General features: G+C 37.4%; 19 protein-coding genes. 18 read left to right on the top strand and 1 reads right to left on the bottom strand.

The window, feature by feature from the left end:
* The first annotated feature begins 19 nt into the window (after window positions 1–19).
* Both MHH64_RS14275 and MHH64_RS14270 read left to right on the top strand, forming a co-directional pair.
* Complete coding sequence (locus tag MHH64_RS14275) at window positions 20–1,300, top strand: Glu/Leu/Phe/Val dehydrogenase (RefSeq protein ID WP_095308935.1); 1,281 nt, start codon at window positions 20–22, stop codon at window positions 1,298–1,300.
* Between the two features lie 183 nt (window positions 1,301–1,483).
* On the top strand, window positions 1,484–2,467 hold the full coding sequence (locus tag MHH64_RS14270) for a YpdA family putative bacillithiol disulfide reductase (RefSeq protein ID WP_118889602.1): 984 nt from the start codon (window positions 1,484–1,486) through the stop codon (window positions 2,465–2,467).
* Window positions 2,468–2,963: 496 nt separating this feature from the next.
* On the opposite strand, the gene MHH64_RS14265 is transcribed toward MHH64_RS14270, so the two are convergent.
* On the bottom strand, window positions 2,964–3,932 hold the full coding sequence (locus MHH64_RS14265) for an asparaginase (protein ID WP_118889603.1): 969 nt from the start codon (window positions 3,930–3,932) through the stop codon (window positions 2,964–2,966).
* Between the two features lie 88 nt (window positions 3,933–4,020).
* On the opposite strand from MHH64_RS14265, the gene prsW reads away from it, so the two are divergent.
* From prsW to mtrB, 16 genes are all read left to right on the top strand, one after another.
* The gene (prsW, locus tag MHH64_RS14260) at window positions 4,021–4,704 is read left to right on the top strand and encodes a glutamic-type intramembrane protease PrsW (protein WP_095308938.1); all 684 of its coding nucleotides are present in this window, start codon (window positions 4,021–4,023) and stop codon (window positions 4,702–4,704) included.
* Window positions 4,705–4,964: 260 nt separating this feature from the next.
* Window positions 4,965–5,774: a spore cortex-lytic enzyme gene (sleB, locus tag MHH64_RS14255; RefSeq protein WP_095308939.1), complete on the top strand. Its 810-nt coding sequence runs from the start codon at window positions 4,965–4,967 to the stop codon at window positions 5,772–5,774.
* Window positions 5,775–5,788: 14 nt separating this feature from the next.
* Window positions 5,789–7,132, top strand: a complete 1,344-nt coding sequence (ypeB, locus tag MHH64_RS14250) for a germination protein YpeB (RefSeq protein ID WP_118889604.1) — start codon at window positions 5,789–5,791, stop codon at window positions 7,130–7,132.
* 96 nt (window positions 7,133–7,228) lie between these two features.
* On the top strand, window positions 7,229–7,882 hold the full coding sequence (locus tag MHH64_RS14245) for a flagellar brake domain-containing protein (RefSeq protein WP_118889605.1): 654 nt from the start codon (window positions 7,229–7,231) through the stop codon (window positions 7,880–7,882).
* Between the two features lie 207 nt (window positions 7,883–8,089).
* Window positions 8,090–8,761 (top strand): (d)CMP kinase, encoded by a 672-nt coding sequence (gene cmk / locus MHH64_RS14240; RefSeq protein ID WP_095308965.1) that lies wholly within the window; start codon window positions 8,090–8,092, stop codon window positions 8,759–8,761.
* A 418-nt stretch (window positions 8,762–9,179) separates the two neighbouring features.
* Window positions 9,180–10,313 carry a 30S ribosomal protein S1 gene (gene rpsA / locus MHH64_RS14235; protein WP_095308944.1) on the top strand — a complete coding sequence of 378 codons (1,134 nt, stop codon included), beginning with the start codon at window positions 9,180–9,182 and terminating at the stop codon, window positions 10,311–10,313.
* Window positions 10,314–10,508: 195 nt separating this feature from the next.
* On the top strand, window positions 10,509–11,405 hold the full coding sequence (locus tag MHH64_RS14230; RefSeq protein ID WP_095308946.1) for a YIEGIA family protein: 897 nt from the start codon (window positions 10,509–10,511) through the stop codon (window positions 11,403–11,405).
* A complete protein-coding gene (locus MHH64_RS14225) occupies window positions 11,402–11,587 on the top strand; it encodes a hypothetical protein (protein ID WP_095308948.1) in 186 nt (61 codons plus the stop codon). Before MHH64_RS14230 ends, MHH64_RS14225 begins: the two co-directional genes overlap by 4 nt.
* Before the next feature lie 248 nt (window positions 11,588–11,835).
* Complete coding sequence (der, locus tag MHH64_RS14220) at window positions 11,836–13,146, top strand: ribosome biogenesis GTPase Der (RefSeq protein ID WP_118889606.1); 1,311 nt, start codon at window positions 11,836–11,838, stop codon at window positions 13,144–13,146.
* 183 nt (window positions 13,147–13,329) lie between these two features.
* The gene (locus tag MHH64_RS14215) at window positions 13,330–14,367 is read left to right on the top strand and encodes an NAD(P)H-dependent glycerol-3-phosphate dehydrogenase (protein ID WP_095308952.1); all 1,038 of its coding nucleotides are present in this window, start codon (window positions 13,330–13,332) and stop codon (window positions 14,365–14,367) included.
* Window positions 14,368–14,426: 59 nt separating this feature from the next.
* On the top strand, window positions 14,427–14,687 hold the full coding sequence (locus tag MHH64_RS14210; protein WP_095308954.1) for a stage VI sporulation protein F: 261 nt from the start codon (window positions 14,427–14,429) through the stop codon (window positions 14,685–14,687).
* 244 nt (window positions 14,688–14,931) lie between these two features.
* Complete coding sequence (locus tag MHH64_RS14205; protein ID WP_095308956.1) at window positions 14,932–15,129, top strand: DUF2768 domain-containing protein; 198 nt, start codon at window positions 14,932–14,934, stop codon at window positions 15,127–15,129.
* A 20-nt stretch (window positions 15,130–15,149) separates the two neighbouring features.
* Window positions 15,150–15,878, top strand: coding sequence for a hypothetical protein (locus MHH64_RS14200; RefSeq protein ID WP_095308959.1), 729 nt, complete (start codon window positions 15,150–15,152; stop codon window positions 15,876–15,878).
* A 257-nt stretch (window positions 15,879–16,135) separates the two neighbouring features.
* Entirely contained in the window at window positions 16,136–17,614 is a 1,479-nt protein-coding gene (gene spoIVA / locus MHH64_RS14195; RefSeq protein ID WP_095308961.1) for a stage IV sporulation protein A, read from the top strand.
* A gap of 772 nt (window positions 17,615–18,386) precedes the next feature.
* On the top strand, window positions 18,387–18,659 hold the full coding sequence (locus MHH64_RS14190) for an HU family DNA-binding protein (RefSeq protein WP_010650679.1): 273 nt from the start codon (window positions 18,387–18,389) through the stop codon (window positions 18,657–18,659).
* A 230-nt stretch (window positions 18,660–18,889) separates the two neighbouring features.
* Entirely contained in the window at window positions 18,890–19,114 is a 225-nt protein-coding gene (mtrB, locus tag MHH64_RS14185) for a trp RNA-binding attenuation protein MtrB (protein ID WP_095308967.1), read from the top strand.
* Window positions 19,115–19,176 lie beyond the last annotated feature (62 nt).

The following is a 19,176-nucleotide window of genomic DNA, read 5'->3' as shown; positions in this document are numbered from 1 at the left end:
TATTGTAGGAGGTAAGTTCATGGTAGCCGAAAAAGCAGCAGATTCTATCAAAGAAAACCAAGAAAATACAGATGTTTTAAGTTCAACACGAACTGTTGTAAAAACTGCATTAGAAAAATTAGGTTACCCGGAGGAGGTTTTTGAGTTACTTAAAGAACCTCTGCGTATGATGACGGTTCGCATCCCAGTACGTATGGATGATGGATCGGTTAGAGTATTTACCGGATATCGTGCACAACACAACGATGCAGTAGGTCCGACAAAAGGCGGAATTCGTTTTCACCCAGATGTAACGGAATCAGAAGTAAAGGCTCTTTCTATTTGGATGAGCTTGAAAGCTGGAATTGTTGATCTACCTTATGGAGGAGCAAAAGGTGGAATTATTTGTGATCCACGAGAGATGTCCTTCCGCGAATTAGAAGCGTTAAGTCGTGGTTATGTTCGTGCAGTAAGTCAAATAGTGGGCCCTACAAAAGACATCCCTGCCCCAGACGTATTTACAAATTCTCAGATTATGGCTTGGATGATGGATGAATATAGTAAAATAGACGAATTCAATAGTCCCGGCTTTATTACGGGAAAACCAATTGTTCTAGGTGGTTCACATGGCAGAGAATCTGCTACTGCAAAAGGTGTTACGATTGTATTGAATGAAGCAGCGAAGAAAAAAGGTATTGAGTTAAAAGGAGCAAGGGTAGTCGTTCAAGGATTTGGAAACGCTGGAAGCTTCCTTTCCAAGTTTTTGCATGATGCAGGTGCAAAAGTTGTTGGTATTTCAGATGCATACGGCGCGCTGCATGATCCGGATGGACTAGATATTGATTATCTCTTAGATCGAAGAGATAGTTTTGGAACCGTAACCAAGCTATTTAACAATACAATTTCAAATAAAGAATTATTTGAGTTGGATTGTGATATTATTGTTCCTGCGGCTGTAGAAAATCAAATTACACAGGACAATGCACATAATATTAAGGCAAGCATTGTGGTAGAGGCTGCCAATGGTCCAACAACAATGGAAGCTACTAAAATTTTAACAGAACGGGGCATTCTTCTAGTCCCGGACGTATTAGCATCTGCTGGTGGGGTTACCGTATCATACTTTGAGTGGGTTCAAAATAATCAAGGATATTATTGGTCAGAGGAAGAAATCGATAAAAAGCTTCATGAAATTATGATTAGATCTTTTAATTCTATATATAACACAGCTGAAACAAGACGTGTGGATATGCGTTTAGCAGCGTATATGGTGGGTGTACGAAAGATGGCCGAAGCATCTAGATTCCGTGGTTGGGTTTAATGAAGCCGTTTAGCTGTATTGTACCAATTGATTTAATCCATATGTGAAATAAAAAACTCTTATCGGATAAGAGTTTTTTATTTTAGTGGCAGAATACGCACTAAACTGCCATTCGTTCAAAAGTTTATCATTACTAAATTTTGAAGTTTAAAAGTTATTTCAACAATAAAGGAAGTGCCTTATATGCAAATGGAAAAAGTAATTATTATTGGTGGAGGCCCGTGTGGTATGTCATGTGCTATTGAATTGCAACGATACGGAATTAATCCATTAATTATTGAAAAAGGTAATGTAGTAAACACCATTTATAATTTCCCTACGCATCAAACCTTTTTCAGTTCTAGTGAGAAGTTAGAAATTGGTGATATGCCGTTTATAACGGAAATGAAAAAACCTGTTAGAAATCAGGCATTGGCCTATTATCGTGAAGTTGCGAAGCGGAAACAGATTCGTATGCATACATATGAAAAAGTGAAGGAAGTAAAAAAGGATAACGATATATTTCGTGTGATGACGGAAAAGGTTGATGGACAAGAAACGACCTATCAGGCAGAAAAGGTCATTATTGCGACTGGCTATTATGATCAACCTAATTATCTTCATATTCCTGGAGAAAATTTGAAAAAAGTAATGCATTATTTTAAAGAGGCACATCCTTTCTTTAATAAAGATGTTGTTGTCATTGGAGGGAAAAATTCTGCTGTTGATGCGACATTGGAACTGCATAAAGCCGGAGCTAATGTAACAGTTCTTTATCGTGGAGGTGAGTATTCAAACAGTATTAAGCCTTGGATCCTTCCAGAGTTTGATTCGCTCGTTAAGAAAGGGATTGTAAAAATGGTTTTCCATTCACAGGTTACAAAAATTACGGAGGATGCAGTTTATTTTGAAGCTGATGGAGAAATAAATGTAATTAAAAATGATTTTGTATTTGCCATGATTGGCTATCAGCCTGATATTTCATTTCTAAATGCAAGTGGAGTAGAGGTTGATGCATCGAACGGGAAACCGAACTATAGTTCAGCAACATACGAAACAAACGTAAAAGGGATGTATGTAGCAGGCGTTGTGGCTGCTGGTTACAACAACAACGAAATATTCATTGAAAATGGGCGGTTTCATGGTCAGGAAATTGCCAGGTCAATCATAGAAGAAGCTGGGGCATAACAAAAGTGTTTAATGTTAAAGACGAACGATGCATAAGCTTAGCGCAGGAAATATACGTAGACTCCAGCGGGAGGTAAGGCATAGGTGAGACACCGTAGTGCGATAGCACAAGGGGACTCACCAGCCGCCTTTGGGTGCACGAATTATATTTCGGGAGCGAGTTATTTGCATTAATCATGTTCGGTTTTTATTTCATAAAAGTACTTTTGTCTCAGTCTCACTATAACTTTAAAAAAGAAATAGTGGGTAAAGTCACCCGTCGATGACCTTACCCACTAATCTTAGTATGTTTTTTAGGTTATAAGGATTACTATAAAGTTACTGTGGACAGATTCGGTTCTTTAACAGCTCCATCCCAGCTAGCGATCTTGGTCAGCTTCGACTCCTTACGGTCCAAGAGTATTGACTTGATCGTCTCCATAAGAATGTGTGAGCAGTGGTACACGCAGCGGGCGCAACTCGTACGTCGCTAACCGAATGCGTCTGCTTTTGTGCTCTATAGCGTTTCAAATAGTTCTTTTAGATGGTTATAATTAGATGTCTTTTCTAGAGCAATTAATAAACGAATTCTCGCTTTTGGACCAGATAACCCCCTGGCAAAAATGACTCCTAACTGTTTCAGCTGCTTGCCTCCACCGTCATAGCCATATGTCGGTTGGACAACACCTTGGTAGCATCTAGATACTAGTACTACAGGTATATTGTCTTCAATCAGTTGTTGGATTGGTTTAATTGTATCCTTTGGTAAATTGCCTTGTCCAAGACCTTCAATCACGAGACCATCCGGTTTTGCTAGCCGAATTGATTGCAAAAATTGTTCATCCATACCAGCAAAGGCTTTCAGCAGAAATACCTTTTTCGATATTGTTTGAACGGGCTGTACTCGGCGAGTGCGGATTCTTCGATGAAAAAGTATAGAATCCTTTGTAATTAAGCCAATTGGTCCAAATTGCGGACTTTGGAAGGTTGCTACGTTACTAGTTGATGTCTTTGTTACGTTTTTAGCAGCATGGATTTCATCATTCATCACAACTAATACACCTTGACGTGCTGCATCTTCATCGCTGGCAACGCGAATGGAGCTAATTAGATTGTACAATGCATCAGAGCCGATTTCGTTGCTCGAACGCATCGCTCCTGTTACGATAACGGGCTTGTCAATTTCCAATACAACGTCTAGAAAATAAGCTGTTTCTTCTAATGTGTCCGTGCCGTGCGTTACAACAATACCATCATAGTTAGGAATGAATTCAATAATTTTCTTTGCCAATTCTAGCATGTGAACTGGCGTGATTTGAGGGGAGGGTAACTCAAAAACAATTTTCTCATCAATTGTTGCGTAATGTCCTAATTGACTACCTAATGCACTTAATGGATGGATGTCTGCTGTATTTACTTCACCCGTCTCTTTATCTTCCAGCATGGAAATCGTCCCACCAGTATGAATAATGAGTATATTTTTCATGAAAATCACCTGTTCTTTAATTTCTATTTTCATTTACATGACTTAATGATACGATAAAAGTAATGTAATTGGAAAGAGGTAAACTATTATGATTGCAATTTTATCAGCTGGAATTGCACCGATTGTTGCATTAATGTCATTCATTTATTTAAAAGATCGTATTACGGAACCAATCCCTTTAATTATTCGAATGTTTATACTGGGGGCTTTATTGGTGTTTCCAATTATGTTTATCCAATATGCTTTTGCAGCTGAAGGGATAAATAGTAATCGAATCATTGAATCTTTTTTTCAGATTGCTTTTTTTGAAGAATTTTTTAAGTGGTTTATTTTTATGTTTGCTATCTATCACCATCCTGAATTTGATGACCATTATGACGGTATCGTTTATGCTGGATCTATTAGTATGGGGTTTGCATCTGTCGAGAATGTTCTCTACCTAGTAACAAATGGGATTGAGTACGCATTTTTACGTGCATTTTTCCCTGTGTCGTCCCATGCATTGTTCGGTATTATTATGGGTTACTATTTTGGAAAGGCCAAGATGAATGAACAAAAGCAGAAACTAAATTTAGGATTAGCATTTATTATTCCGTTTACGTTACATGGAATCTATAACTATATATTAACGAGCTTGGTTAGCTATTGGATGTACTTCTTAATCCCATTCATGGTCGTGTTGTGGGTTATTGCTTTGCATCGTATGAAAATAGCGAACAAAACACCACTTCAAATGGAACATCATAAACAGGTTATTCAAAAAGTCCGGTGAAAAAGAACAGAGGTCCTTCGACTAAGTACCCACACGTCCTGTGTCGAACGTTGAAGTCACCACATCCTTTTAAGCCCGTTACGGAGAGCTTTGCTGCCTCGAACTTCTCAGTCCTTTTCATTCATTATAAAGAAAATTACCTCCTGTAAATCTGTGGATTTGCAGGAGGTTTTTTATTTAAATGGCCAAAGATGAATAAAAAGGCTAATTACTCAAAAAATAGGTATTGCAATCCAATAGAACTAACGGGAGGAAAAAGTATGGTCAATCGAAAAGCAGTCTTTTTACTCATGATTATGATTATATCACTAATTGGACTGCAGCCAGATTCAACTACAAAAACTGTAAATGCTTTTAGCTCACAAGTCATACAGCATGGAGCGGTAGGGGATGACGTTATTGAATTACAATCCCGGTTGCAATACCTTGGTTTCTACAATGGTAAAATTGATGGTGTATTTGGCTGGGGTACGTATTGGGCACTTCGCAACTTTCAATATGAATTTGGTATGGAAGTGGATGGGTTAGCTGGTCAGACTACTAAAGATAAACTTGTTCAAGCTAGTAACTATGATGAGGGGTTTGTAAAAGAAAATATTAATCAAGGGAAGGACTTCTCCCATTATGGTGGTGGCGATCGTAATGCACAGCAGCAACAAGGGCAAGGTGATCAATCCGGATCAAATGTAACGGCTGTAAATGTGCCTCAGGGATATTCCCAAAATGATATTCAATTGATGGCGAATGCTGTATATGGCGAAGCACGAGGAGAGCCATATGAAGGTCAAGTGGCAGTTGCTGCCGTAATTCTAAATAGAGTAGAAAGTTCGACTTTCCCAAATACTGTATCAGGTGTTATTTTTGAACCGAGAGCTTTTACAGCAGTTGCGGATGGTCAGATTTGGCTAACACCAAACGAGACTGCAAGACAAGCTGTTCTTGATGCAATAAATGGGTGGGATCCTTCAGGAAATGCTACTTACTATTTTAATCCGGATACCGCAACATCAGGATGGATTTGGACAAGACCTCAAATCAAGAAAATTGGTAAACATATATTCTGTAATTAGAAAGGTGTGAGAAAATGTTTCGGTGGATATTAATTGGTTTACTTGCTTTAGGAATTGCAGGAACAGCGTTCTGGGGCTATATGGAACATCAAGAGAAAAACTCCATTCTAATCCAAGCGGAAAATACGTATCAACGTTCATTCCATGAATTAACGTATCATATGGACTTGTTGCATGATCAGATCGGAACTACTTTAGCAATGAATTCGTCAGAAAAATTATCACCCCAATTTGTAGAAATTTGGAGATTGACATCAGAGGCGTTAACCAATGTAGGGCAGCTGCCATTAGGTTTGCTACCTTTTAATAAAACCGAGGAATTTCTTTCCAATATCGGTGATTTTACGTATCGAACAGCTGTAAGGGATTTGGATGATTCACCTCTTACAGATGATGAAACGAGTACATTGAAAAAGCTATATAGTCAATCAGGAGATATTAAGGATGAGTTGAGAGAAGTTCAGCATATGGCTTTAGAGAATAATTTACGCTGGATGGATGTACAACTAGCATTGGCAAATGAAGATGAACCGATGGATAACACGATTATTGATGGTTTCACGACCGTTGAAAAATCGGTTGAAGGTTATTCCGAGGGATATGCGGATTCTCCAATTATTGGGACCTCTTCAGAAGAACATCAGTACAAACATTTAAACGGGAAAGAAATTCGAGAAGAAGAGGCATTAAAAAAGGGAATGGAAATTTTAAATGTAGAAAATCAAGAAAACCTGACTATAGCAGAAACTGGCGAAGGATCAGATATTCCGATTTACAGTCTTTCCTATCAGAATGGAGATGAAAGTGGTTATATGGATTTGGCCAAGCAAGGAGGTCACCCATTAACAGTCTTGATTACAAGACCAATTGCTGAAAATAAAATTAGTCTGAATGAAGGAGCAGAAAAGGCACAAGACTATTTAGAAAAGCACGATCTTGATAGTATGATGCTTTTTGAAAGCAGCGAATACGATAATGTCGGTCTCTATTCCTTTGTTTATAATCAAGATGGAGTAAGAGTATACTCGGATGCAGTAGAAGTAAAAGTAGCATTGGATGATGGAGAGGTTATTGGATTAACAGCGCGTAACTACTATATGAATCACACCGAACGTGATATACCTGAACCAACATTATCGATGGAAGAAGCGAAAGAAATGGTTAATTCGAATGTGGATATTCAGGAAGAGTTTTTAGCTGTTATCGACAATGATCTTGACGAAGAAGTACTGACCTATGAATTTTTGGGTGTTATGGATAATGACACCTATCGTATATTTATTAATGCAATGAATGGCAGAGAGGAAAAGGTAGAGAAATTAGACGGCACTGAAATTAATTTTGCAGCAAACTTTTAGGGATAGGCAAAAAGCCTTTCCCTTTTTCTATGTTTCTGCAATAATATAGGTATATCGTATGACGTTTGAAAATTGCATAAACTGGGGTGATTCATTATGGAAATCGGAACACTACTTAATCTTGAACTAAAAGAGTCCGGAAAACAGTATACTTATTATTGCAAAATTATTGAAAAAAATGATAACTATTTAATTATTGATTATCCAATCGATGAAAAAACGAGAAAAACAAAAATATTACCGAAAAGAAGACTATTTAAAGTAAAATTCGTAGGAAAAGATCAAGTCGTCTATCAATTTACATCTGAGATAGTGGCAAAGGTAAATTTAAACATACCAGCACTCGCTATTAAAAGTCCTTCACCAGATAAAGTGGAGCGGATACAACGCAGGGAATATGTAAGGGTTGAAACAGCAGTCGATATCGCCATACATAGTACGAATCATCAATTTGAACCATTTGTTACAGTTACCTCCGATATTAGTGGAGGTGGGCTTGCAGTCCTCGTACCAAAACATATTTCGTTGGAGATTGGTACAATAGTTGATGCTTGGTTTGCGTTACAAATGAATGATAATCAATTTTATTATATATATGCCCGGGCTGAAGTAGTTTTAAATAGGGAAGCTAATAGTCGAATTAATCTTATATCGCTGAAATTCCATACTATCACAAAGCCAAATCGTCAACTGATTGTACGATTCTGTTTTGATAAACAACGAGAAGCGAAAAAGAAAGAATTAACATAATATGTTGACTGGTTTGACGTATTTTATTGGTGCAACAGAGGAGTTATGTTATGATAAACTAAGTATGAAAAACTTGGCGTTTGCCAAGTTTTAATTAGTTATCTGCTGCTTTATATCCTACTTAATAGGTACATAATAAACAAGATGGGATTATTCAGTAATTAGCAGGCATGAAGTTTTACTTGATGAGAGGAATGAATGTCAACAATGCAAAAAGGAAACATTGCAATTGCCATCGATGGCCCGGCAGCTGCTGGGAAGAGCACCGTAGCTAAAATTGTCGCAGAAAAATTATCTTATATTTATATCGATACTGGTGCTATGTACCGGGCGTTAACGTTAAAAGCAATAAACCAAGGTATTGATCTAGAAAATGATCAAGCTATTTTAGAAGTATTAATGCATACAGTAATTGAATTAAAACAATCGGAAGCTGGACAAGTTGTTTTATTGGACGGAAAAGATGTAACCAATGAAATAAGATTTCAAGATGTAACGACGAAGGTATCTCACGTTGCCAAGCATGCATCGATTCGGGAAGAAATGGTTCAAAGACAACAAGAGATGGCAAACGATCGTGGTGTAGTCATGGATGGAAGAGATATAGGTACACATGTACTTCCAGATGCAGAGGTGAAGATTTTCTTAATTGCTTCCGTTGAAGAGAGAGCGAAACGAAGATATGAGGAAAACATCAAGAAAGGCATTGCATCGAGTATGGAAGAATTAAAGAAAGAAATCGAAGAAAGAGATCGGATTGATACAAATCGCGAAGCTTCTCCTTTAATTAAAGCAAAAGATGCAATCGAGGTTGATACGACATCCCTAAGTATTAATGAAGTAGCAGGGGAAATTCTAAAAGCTGTGGCAAAGATATGAGATAGGGTCCATTGGAAGAGACAACATACCTAAAATTGGGCCATTAATTATATGCTTCAACCACATTCGAAATTGGATCCTTTGTTGAAATCACTTTTACAGCAAACATCTGTCTATAGTGAAAAAGGAATTGTTTGAAAGACGTTTTTTAGGGGAATTATGTTTATGAATCAATTCCTTTCCAGTAAAAAGAGGTCTTTCAGATAGAAAGTTTACTAACTAGAATCTAAAGCATCTCCAAAGTAAACGGCACATGACATCACACAGGAAATGATCGCTTTAAAAGAAAAATATCAAAATGAGTAAACTTTACTTGACAAATAATTGTAATTATTAGAAGTTATAGAAAGAATAGTTTTAATCATGTTTACTATTTCCATTATATTGGGATATTGGACTGTCTAGGAGGGCTATGGATATGAGTGAAGAAAACAAAGATTTACAGCAATTAAATGTAGGGGAAACGGTTACAGGAACTGTAATAAAATTAGAAGAGAAACAAGTTCTTGTAGATATTGGCTATAAAACGGAAGGTATTTTGCCAATCAGTGAACTTTCAAGCTTGCATGTTGAAAGTACGTCTGATGTTGTAAAAGAAGGCGATACAGTTACACTAAAAGTAAAAAAATTAGAAGATGATGAAGTTATTTTGTCAAAAAAGGCAGTAGATGCTGAAGCTGCTTGGGAAGATTTAGAGCAGAAATACAACAACGATGAGGTATTTGAAACGGTTGTTAAAGAAGTTGTTAAAGGCGGACTAGTTGTTGATGTTGGGCTTCGAGGGTTTATCCCAGCATCGTTAGTAGAAACGCATTTTGTAGAGGATTTTTCTGATTATAAGGATACGTCTCTAACTGTTAAAATTGCTGATTTAGACCGTGAGCAAAATCGTATTATCCTCTCTCACCGCGCAGTAGTGGAAGATGAAGCAAACGCAAAAAAGAATGAGTTACTGCAATCACTTGAGGAGGGACAGGTTTTAGAAGGAACTGTTCAACGGATTACTAGCTTCGGTGCATTTGTAGATATCGGTGGTGTCGATGGTTTAGTTCACATCTCTCAATTAGCACATGAACATGTTGCTAAAGCTTCGGATGTTGTTTCAGAGGGAGATAAGATTCAAGTAGAAATACTATCTGTAGATCGCGATAATGAGCGTATTTCACTATCACATAAAAACACACTCCCAGGGCCATGGTCAGATATCGAAAATCGTGTTACTGCTGGATCGACTATTGAAGGTACAGTGAAACGCTTAGTGAACTTTGGTGCTTTTGTTGAGATTCTACCTGGTGTAGAAGGGTTGGTTCATATTTCACAGATTGCAAACCGTCATATTGGCACACCACAAGAAGTTCTGGAAGTAGGGCAACAAGTAAAAGTAAAAGTACTTGATGTGAATGAAGCTGAAGAACGTATCTCATTAAGTATTAAAGAACTAGAACAGGAGCAAGAACAAAAAGAATATCAGCAATACGAAAAAGATGACGAACAAACTGGGTTCCAGCTTGGTGACTTTATCGGTGATCAATTAAATAAATATAAAAAATAATACATTTTGGGGTGTTCTCACCCATTTTTAAATGAAAATGGTCTCTGTATAAAAACAGGGATCATTTTTTGTAGGTAATAAATTAATAACTTTTCGAAATACTATTCTCGATAACTTTTAATATCCACTACTATTTTATTCATTTTTAGACATACTACAAATAAGCATTTCTACAGAATTTCTAGAGGTGAGAAAATGAGTGGATATATTTTCCCGATTCTATTTGGGATTGTGACTGGAACAATAGCGAGAATTCTTTTATTGCGAACGGATTACAGACAATATCCTACTTATTTACACGGCAAAATCATTCATTTGTCATTAGGATTTATTGCCGCGTCGTTGGGGGCATTGGCTGTACCTGCTTTATTGGAAAAAGAATTCACTGCTGTGACGCTCTTAACGGTTGCTGCAACTCAATTTAGGGATGTACGCAATATGGAAAGAAATACATTAACAGAAATGGACAGCTTTGAACTTGTAACAAGAGGGAAGACATATATTGAAGGAATAGCAATCTCCTTTGAAAGCAGAAATTATCTAGTTATGTTTACAGGATTTCTAACAAGTCTAACGTATATTATATGGAATGTGTTTATCGCAATTATCATTGCTATTATCTGCTTTATTTTAGGGCACATTTTGATGAGTGGCTCAATACTAGAAGATATTGCAGAAATTAATCGAGCAGATATTTCCTTTGATGGAGCTGGACTTCATGTAGATAATATTTATATTATGAACATTGGATTAGCTGAGCGGCAAAAGGAGATTATGAAATATGGTATGGGGTTTATTGTAACACCTAAGAATATGAATGCAATAACTACAATTGGCAATCTTGGTCAACGTCAAGCGATTATTCACGATGTATCTGTTGCATTAGGTGTTTTTCGAGACTCAGGGACACCTGCACTTATGCCATTAATTAAACGTGACTTAGACGATGGTCGTTTGGGTGTTTTTGTTCTTCCGCAAATCCGTGATGCAGCGGTAGCTAAAAAAGTGATCGGCTCTGTACCAGTACTAGAAAATGCAGTTCGAATGCCTTCGGAAACAAACGCTTATAAAAAAGGAGCGCATAAGAAATGAATATCGAAAAAGCTATTCTAGCTGTAATTACAACCAATAGGGAAAAAATAGCTGGTGGTGCCCCGATCTTTTTATGCGAAACAAAACAGGAACTGGAACTAATTGCAGCTAATCTTGAAGCAATTATGGATGGGATTGCGCATGCTTTAAGTGAAGAACTGTTTATTATTGTGAAACATTAATACTTATTGTTAATATTTCCTTCTTTTGCTAGAATGTATAAAGTGAAACTTCATTCAGTGGGTGGTCTTACTCCTGCTGAAAGTTAGTACACAAGGGAGACCGAAAGCCTTGAACAGAATTAGGAATTTATGAGCTGTTCCTCTCCACTTTCACATGTTTTGGCTACTATAAGCATAAAGGTGGGGATTACAGTCCGTTATCGCGTGAACAAGGTAAATAGACATAAAGAGAGAGGATGTTCCTTTATATGAGGAAATCTGTGGTTGCAATTGTAGGAAGACCAAATGTGGGAAAATCAACCATTTTTAATAGATTGGTTGGTGAAAGAATATCAATCGTTGAAGATATACCGGGTGTAACCCGTGATCGGATATACGCTTCTGCTGAATGGCTGAATCAAGAATTTAATTTAATTGACACTGGTGGAATTGAAATCGGTGATGAACCTTTACTTGTTCAAATGCGTCAACAAGCTGAAGTTGCTATTGATGAAGCAGATGTTATTATATTTATTCTCAATGGTAAGGAAGGAATAACGGGCGCAGACGAAGAAGTTGCAAAATTATTATTCAAATCGAATAAACCAGTAGTACTGGCAGTCAATAAAATTGATAACCCTGAAATGCGTGAGACGATTTATGAATATTATTCACTCGGATTCGGAGAACCATTCCCAATTTCAGGTTCACATGGACTTGGACTCGGTGATTTACTGGATGAGGTTGTCAGTCATTTTCCAGAGGTTTCAGAGGACGAAGTAAATGAAGATACCATTTATTTTAGTCTGATTGGTAGACCAAATGTTGGTAAATCGTCATTGGTAAACGCACTTTTGAATGAGGACCGAGTTATTGTAAGTGAAATAGAAGGAACGACTAGAGATGCCATTGATACGCATCTTTATAAAGATGATCAGGATTTCGTGATTATTGATACTGCAGGAATGCGTAAACGAGGGAAAGTATACGAAACAACAGAAAAATACAGTGTTTTGCGAGCTTTAAAGGCAATCGAACGATCAGATGTCGTCCTTATATTGATTGATGCAGAGACAGGCATTAGAGAACAAGATAAGCGTATTGCTGGGTATGCCCACGATGCTGGTCGAGGTATTGTAATTGTTGTAAATAAATGGGATACTGTTGAATCAGATGAAAAGGCAATGAAAGAATTTGAAGCAAATGTACGTGCGCATTTCCAATACTTAGATTATGCGCCAATTGTATTCTTGTCCGCAAAGACGAAGAAAAGGCTGCATACACTAATACCAGCCATCAAAATTGCAAGTGAAAGTCATGCAAAACGTATACCAACAAATGTACTCAATGATGTCATTATGGATGCACTCGCTATGAATCCAACTCCTACCGTAAAAGGGAGACGATTAAAGGTGCTCTATGCGACACAAGTAGCTGTGAAGCCGCCAAGCTTTGTCATTTTTGTTAATGATCCTGAATTGATGCATTTTTCTTATGAACGTTTTCTGGAAAACAAGATCCGGGATGCATTTGGTTTTACTGGTACACCAATTAAACTATTTGCAAGAAGAAGACAATAGTGAACAAAAGCGGAAGCGCCCGGTAAGCGATGTACGGACTCCCGTACTTTGGAGATTCACTTCACCGGAAGGGTATAAGTGCGACTAGGCCTCGTGTCTTGACAGTCGGCAAGTCTTCTTTATCATACGGAGGTGAAGGAAGTCTCGCTAGGCGCTGGAGCTAGAAAAAAGGAGACCAGACTTATGGCAAATGTTGCAGTGTTAGGAGCAGGAAGCTGGGGTACTGCATTAAGTATTGTACTAGCAGATAATGGGCATGATGTTCGCCTATGGTCACACCGTAAGGAACAGGCAGAAACCATTAATCGTACTCGTAAAAACGAAAAATATTTACAGGGCATTTTGCCGGAGCAAATAACAGCTTTTCACGATTTAAAAGAAGCTGTTACTGGAGTTGCCGCTATAATTGTTGTAGTTCCAACAAAAGCGATTCGAGAAGTTTCCCAGAATTTAAATAACATGTTAGCAGAAAAGCCCACCATTATTCATGCATCGAAAGGAATTGAACCAGATACATTAAAAAGGGTCTCTGAAATGATTAGTGAGGAATTGACAACCTACGATTATGAGGAAATCGTTGTTCTTTCAGGTCCTAGTCATGCAGAAGAGGTAGCATTAAGGCACCCTACAACTGTTACAGTATCTGCTGTTAACATGGATAATGCAAAGATCGCACAAGACCTTTTTAATAGTGATACATTTCGAGTTTATACAAGCTCAGATATACTTGGTATAGAGCTAGGTGGGGCTTTAAAGAATATAATCGCTTTAGGAGCGGGAATTTCGGATGGGCTTGGCTATGGCGATAACGCAAAAGCTGCATTAATGACTAGGGGGCTTGCTGAAATTGCTCGGTTAGGAACATCGCTTGGTGCAAATCCACTTAGCTTTTTGGGGCTGCCAGGTGTTGGAGATCTAATTGTAACGTGCACAAGTGTCCATAGCCGAAATTGGCGTGCTGGAAATTTATTAGGAAAAGGCAATAAGCTAGATGATGTTCTTGAGCAAATGGGAATGGTTGTTGAAGGTGTAAGGACCGTAAAAGCAGCATATCAATTTGCAAAAGAGCAACAAGTGGAGATGCCAATTACTTCGGGAATTTATCAAATATTATTTGAAGAAAAAACACCTAAAGCAGTTGTTGATGAACTCATGAGCAGAGATAAACGAGACGAAATGGATGATATTTCAATCTTATTAAACGAGCGTTATACGCAATAACACGTTATCAACCTCCTTGCATATACTATGTTGAATGATTATAGCAAGGAGGAGAATAAGTGAATAATTTTCAAAAGGGAATGTTTGACAAGTTACAAAAAAATGCCAATATTAACCCGGATGATGTTATGAAGGTGGCCGATTCTGTAAAAAACGCAAATTTTTCGGATGAAAAAACAGTTCGAAATTTAGTGAGGCATTTAGCAAAAATGGCAGATAGACCTTTAACAAAAGAAAAAGAAGATAAAATTGTTCAAGCAATTGTTAATAATAAAATGCCAGGGGACATGCAATCGTTAAACCATTTATTTAAAAAATAACGAATCATAGGTAACCTGCGGATACGATATACTATATCCTTGCATAAGATAAATCGCACAAGCATTCATGGATAGAGTTGCTGAGGATTTTATTTAGTCAACCCGGGATGGAGAGGCCCCCTTCATTTCGGGTATTTGTTTGTTGAAAGCGGCTGTACTAATTTACCATTTCGATACGTGCAGGTATGACTCATATGTTATAATACGGTGTGCAAAGGAAAATAGAGATCTGGGGTGAACAAAAATGTCATTATCGATGCTTATGATGTATATCTCTTTTGTTGGAATGTTTTTATTAATAGTAGCTATTGGTTTAATTGTACTGAGTAGAAAAAAATTGAAGGGATGGTTAGCTGGGATTGTGTCCTTTATGGCATACCTTTCATTAATTTCGGGTGGATTAATCATTCTTTACGTCGTATTAAGTGGTCCTACACGGTAGCTGATAAGGAGGCTATTGCAATGAAGCATACATATTATAAGATTATCGGAATACTATTACTTTCAGTGCTATTAAGTGGCTGTCTGTATCCACAAAGTGAAAGAGAGCAAAATCAAATTCCATACGAAGATCAATTGGATACCGTTCAAAATGCTGTTAACGATTATCGAGAAGAGAAACAAGGTTTGGTGCCAATACGTACAAAGTCGAGCGATACGCCAATCTTTGAAAAGTATTTAGTTGATTTCACTTTATTAAAAGAAAACGGCAATTTATCTAATGCACCTGGAAATGCTTATGAACAAGGCGGCGTTTATCAATATACATTAATCACACCTGAAGATGATCCAAGGGTTAAATTAATTGACTTACGTGTAACCGAAGCAATTCGCAGTGTAAATGTCCAATTAGATATTTTTCGGAGTGAACATATTTATCCAGCATACGGCGAAAAAATTGTAAACGGTCTATATACAATTGATTATGAAAAACTAGGTTTAAATAACGCTCCAACTGTAGTCAGTCCGTATTCACAGGAGAATTTGCCTATTATTATGGATGTGGATGGTAATCTCTATGTTGATTACAGTATCGATTTAAATAATGCCTTAAATGAATATGATCATGATTATAAAGAAGGCGACGACATCCGTTACATTTTAGCCGATCATACTCCTTTTGTGCCAGCATATTCCCTTCCTTATACCATTAAAGATAATGAGCCGGTTTTCTTAATGGAAGAGGAGTAAAGCGTAGGATGTGAGGAAATTAGAAATAACGGTTAAAGTTTTGATAAATATAACATATAAATTCCCTTGTAACATATATTGTTGCAAGGGAATTTTATTTTTTTCATTTATTTTGCCTGAATAAATTGCTCTAGGGTGAATTAATTTAGGAAACAGACTGAAACAAGTCATATTTTAATAGGACAACATCATAGACTCATAATGTCAATATATTACGGGTGGTCCATATTAAAGTACGGAGATCGGGAGGGGATCTTTTGGAAAAAATCGATATTTTTAAAGATATTTCCAAACGGACAAATGGAGATATTTATCTAGGAATCGTTGGTGCAGTCCGTACAGGAAAATCGACATTTATTAAAAAGTTCATGGAGTTAGTTGTGTTACCGAATATTGAAGATGAGAGTGAACGAACGAGGGCGCATGACGAATTACCCCAGAGTGCAGCTGGACGTACAATTATGACGACAGAGCCAAAGTTTATCCCAAATCAAGCTGTTCAACTAACTGTGGATGAAGGGCTTGACGTAAATGTTCGTCTTGTGGATTGTGTCGGTTATGCAGTTGAAGGGGCTAAGGGGTTTGAAGATGAAAATGGACCAAGGATGATTAACACACCATGGTATGAAGACCCGATTCCGTTTCATGATGCAGCCGAAATCGGTACACGAAAAGTTATTCAAGAGCATTCAACGATTGGTGTAGTTGTGACCACAGATGGATCCATTGGAGAAATTCCGCGTAATGATTATGAAGATGCAGAATCTCGAGTTGTGGAAGAGTTGAAAGAGGTCGGGAAGCCATTTATTATGGTAGTTAATTCCGTTCGACCATCTAGCCAGGAAACAGAATTACTACGTCAAGACTTAGCAGAAAAATACGATATCCCAGTACTTTCTATGAGTATCGAATCGATGACAGAACATGATGTTTATAATGTTCTCCGTGAAGCGTTATATGAATTCCCAGTTCTTGAAGTGAATGTTAATCTTCCAAGTTGGGTCATGGTTTTAAAAGAAAACCATTGGCTAAGAGAGAACTACCAAGAAGCAATTCAAACAACCGTGAAAGATATTAGAAGATTACGGGATGTTGATCATATTGTCGGCAATTTTTCTGAATTCGAGTATATTGATAAAGCAAACCTTGCGGGAATGGAAATGGGTGAAGGGGTAGCTGAGATTGACTTGCATGCACCAGATCACTTATATGATCAAATTTTAAAGGAAATTGTTGGAGAAGAAATTCGCGGGAAAGATCATCTCTTAGAATTAATGCAAGACTTTTCATATGCGAAAAGGGAATATGATCATATTTCCGGAGCTTTACAAATGGTAAAGCAAACGGGATATGGAATTGCCGCCCCAACTTTGGAGGATATGTTATTGGATGAGCCTGAAATCATTCGCCAAGGCTCAAGATTTGGTGTTCGTTTGAAGGCCGTTGCACCTTCCATCCATATGATTCGAGTAGAAGTAGAATCTGAATTTGCTCCTATTATCGGAACGGAAAAACAGAGTGAAGAACTTGTTCGGTACTTAATGCAGGACTTTGAAGAAGACCCATTATCCATCTGGGAATCCGATATTTTTGGCAGATCACTCAGCTCCATTGTGCGCGAAGGCATCCAAGCTAAAATATCACTAATGCCTGAGAACGCCAGATATAAACTGAAGGATACGCTAGAAAGAATCATAAATGAAGGATCCGGAGGACTAATAGCAATTATTTTATAGCAGCTGATTATAAGCTGCTTTTTGTTTTGCTTTAACTTAGCTCAAAATGAATATAAACTTCGAATTAACACATAATGTTTGTGCGTATATCCGCTCCGGAAATATAATTCGCGCATCCAAAGGGGTGCTGGTGAGCCTCCTTGTTCTGTCGCACTGCGTAGTCTCACCGATGCTCTTCTTCCGGAGAGCCTGAAGCCGTGCCCACGGAAAGCATCCGCTCGAAGCGATCCCGGACAGCGATTATTGCACATACTTGAAGAAAACAGCCGAGAAGTTAGTTCGCAGTTTCTTTCAATTCTAATGTATTTCAATCTCACGCTGTGAAAATAGGGATATAAAAATGACGTATTAATTACCTTTTTTTCATAGAAATTAACAAAATTTCAGTTTGCAAAGCTGAAATTTTTACTTCTTATAGGCTAATTATTGATAAAAAAATTTTTATGAACGGAAGGAAATTTATAGCTAGTGTCGTATATGTATAATAAACCAGCTGTAATCCATGGGACACATAGCTTTTACAGATTTACCAAAAAATGGGTGGTTTTTCGTCATTCAGAGGGCATTTTTGGCTTTTTTGCAAATAAATATCAATAAAATCGTTACTTATTGTTGAATTTTATCGCAAACTCAGTTAATATAAGCCTTGTCATCAAATGAACTGAATGACATTTGCGTATAAAGAGGCAAACAAGTGTGCAGAATGGATTCATAGAAATGGATTTATTTTGTTCCCATGTCGAAGCATACATTTTGGGAGGAGGTGAATGTCATGAACAAAACAGACTTAGTGAATGCAGTTGCTGAAAAAAGTGAGCTTTCTAAAAAAGACGCTACAAAAGCTGTAGACGCAGTTTTCGAATCTGTCATGGATTCACTTAAAAATGGTGAAAAAGTACAGTTAATCGGATTTGGTAACTTTGAAGTACGCGAGCGTTCAGCACGTAAAGGACGTAATCCGCAAACTGGAGAAGAGATTGAAATTCCAGCAAGTAAAGTTCCTGCTTTCAAACCAGGAAAAGCCCTTAAAGACAGCGTAAAATAAGCTACATAGGGCGTAGAAAGGGTGCGTAATCATACGTACCCTTTTTCTATTATTTTGGCAGATATGAAAGTATAAAACTTTCATATCTGCATAAGTGATTCTAAGAAAGCAAAATACACTTACTAGGAATCCATTTAAAGAACGTCAAGTTTTCTAAAAACGCCGAGAATTAAATTGACTTTCATAATATAATAGGACATAGTAAATATAAAAAGGGGCAAAAAACAGCAATGAACAATTCTTCGATTAAATCGGATTTTTTTGTTATTAAGGCTTTAGAAGATGGAGTAAATGTAATCGGTTTGACCCGAGGGAATGACACGAAATTTCATCACACCGAAAAACTGGATGAAGGTGAAGTTATGATAGCGCAATTTACAGAGCACACTTCAGCTGTAAAAGTTAGAGGTAAGGCAATTATTCAAACGAGTCACGGTGAACTAGATAATCGATAAGGTTTTAGTAAATCCTATCACTTTTTAACCATCCTCCGTATTCTTTCGTTTTTATAACCGAC

Source organism: Oceanobacillus sp. FSL K6-0127 (assembly GCF_037983385.1).
In the GTDB taxonomy this organism is placed as follows: Bacteria; Bacillota; Bacilli; order Bacillales; family Amphibacillaceae; genus Oceanobacillus; species Oceanobacillus profundus.
This window is presented reverse-complemented; position numbering and strand designations above follow the sequence as displayed.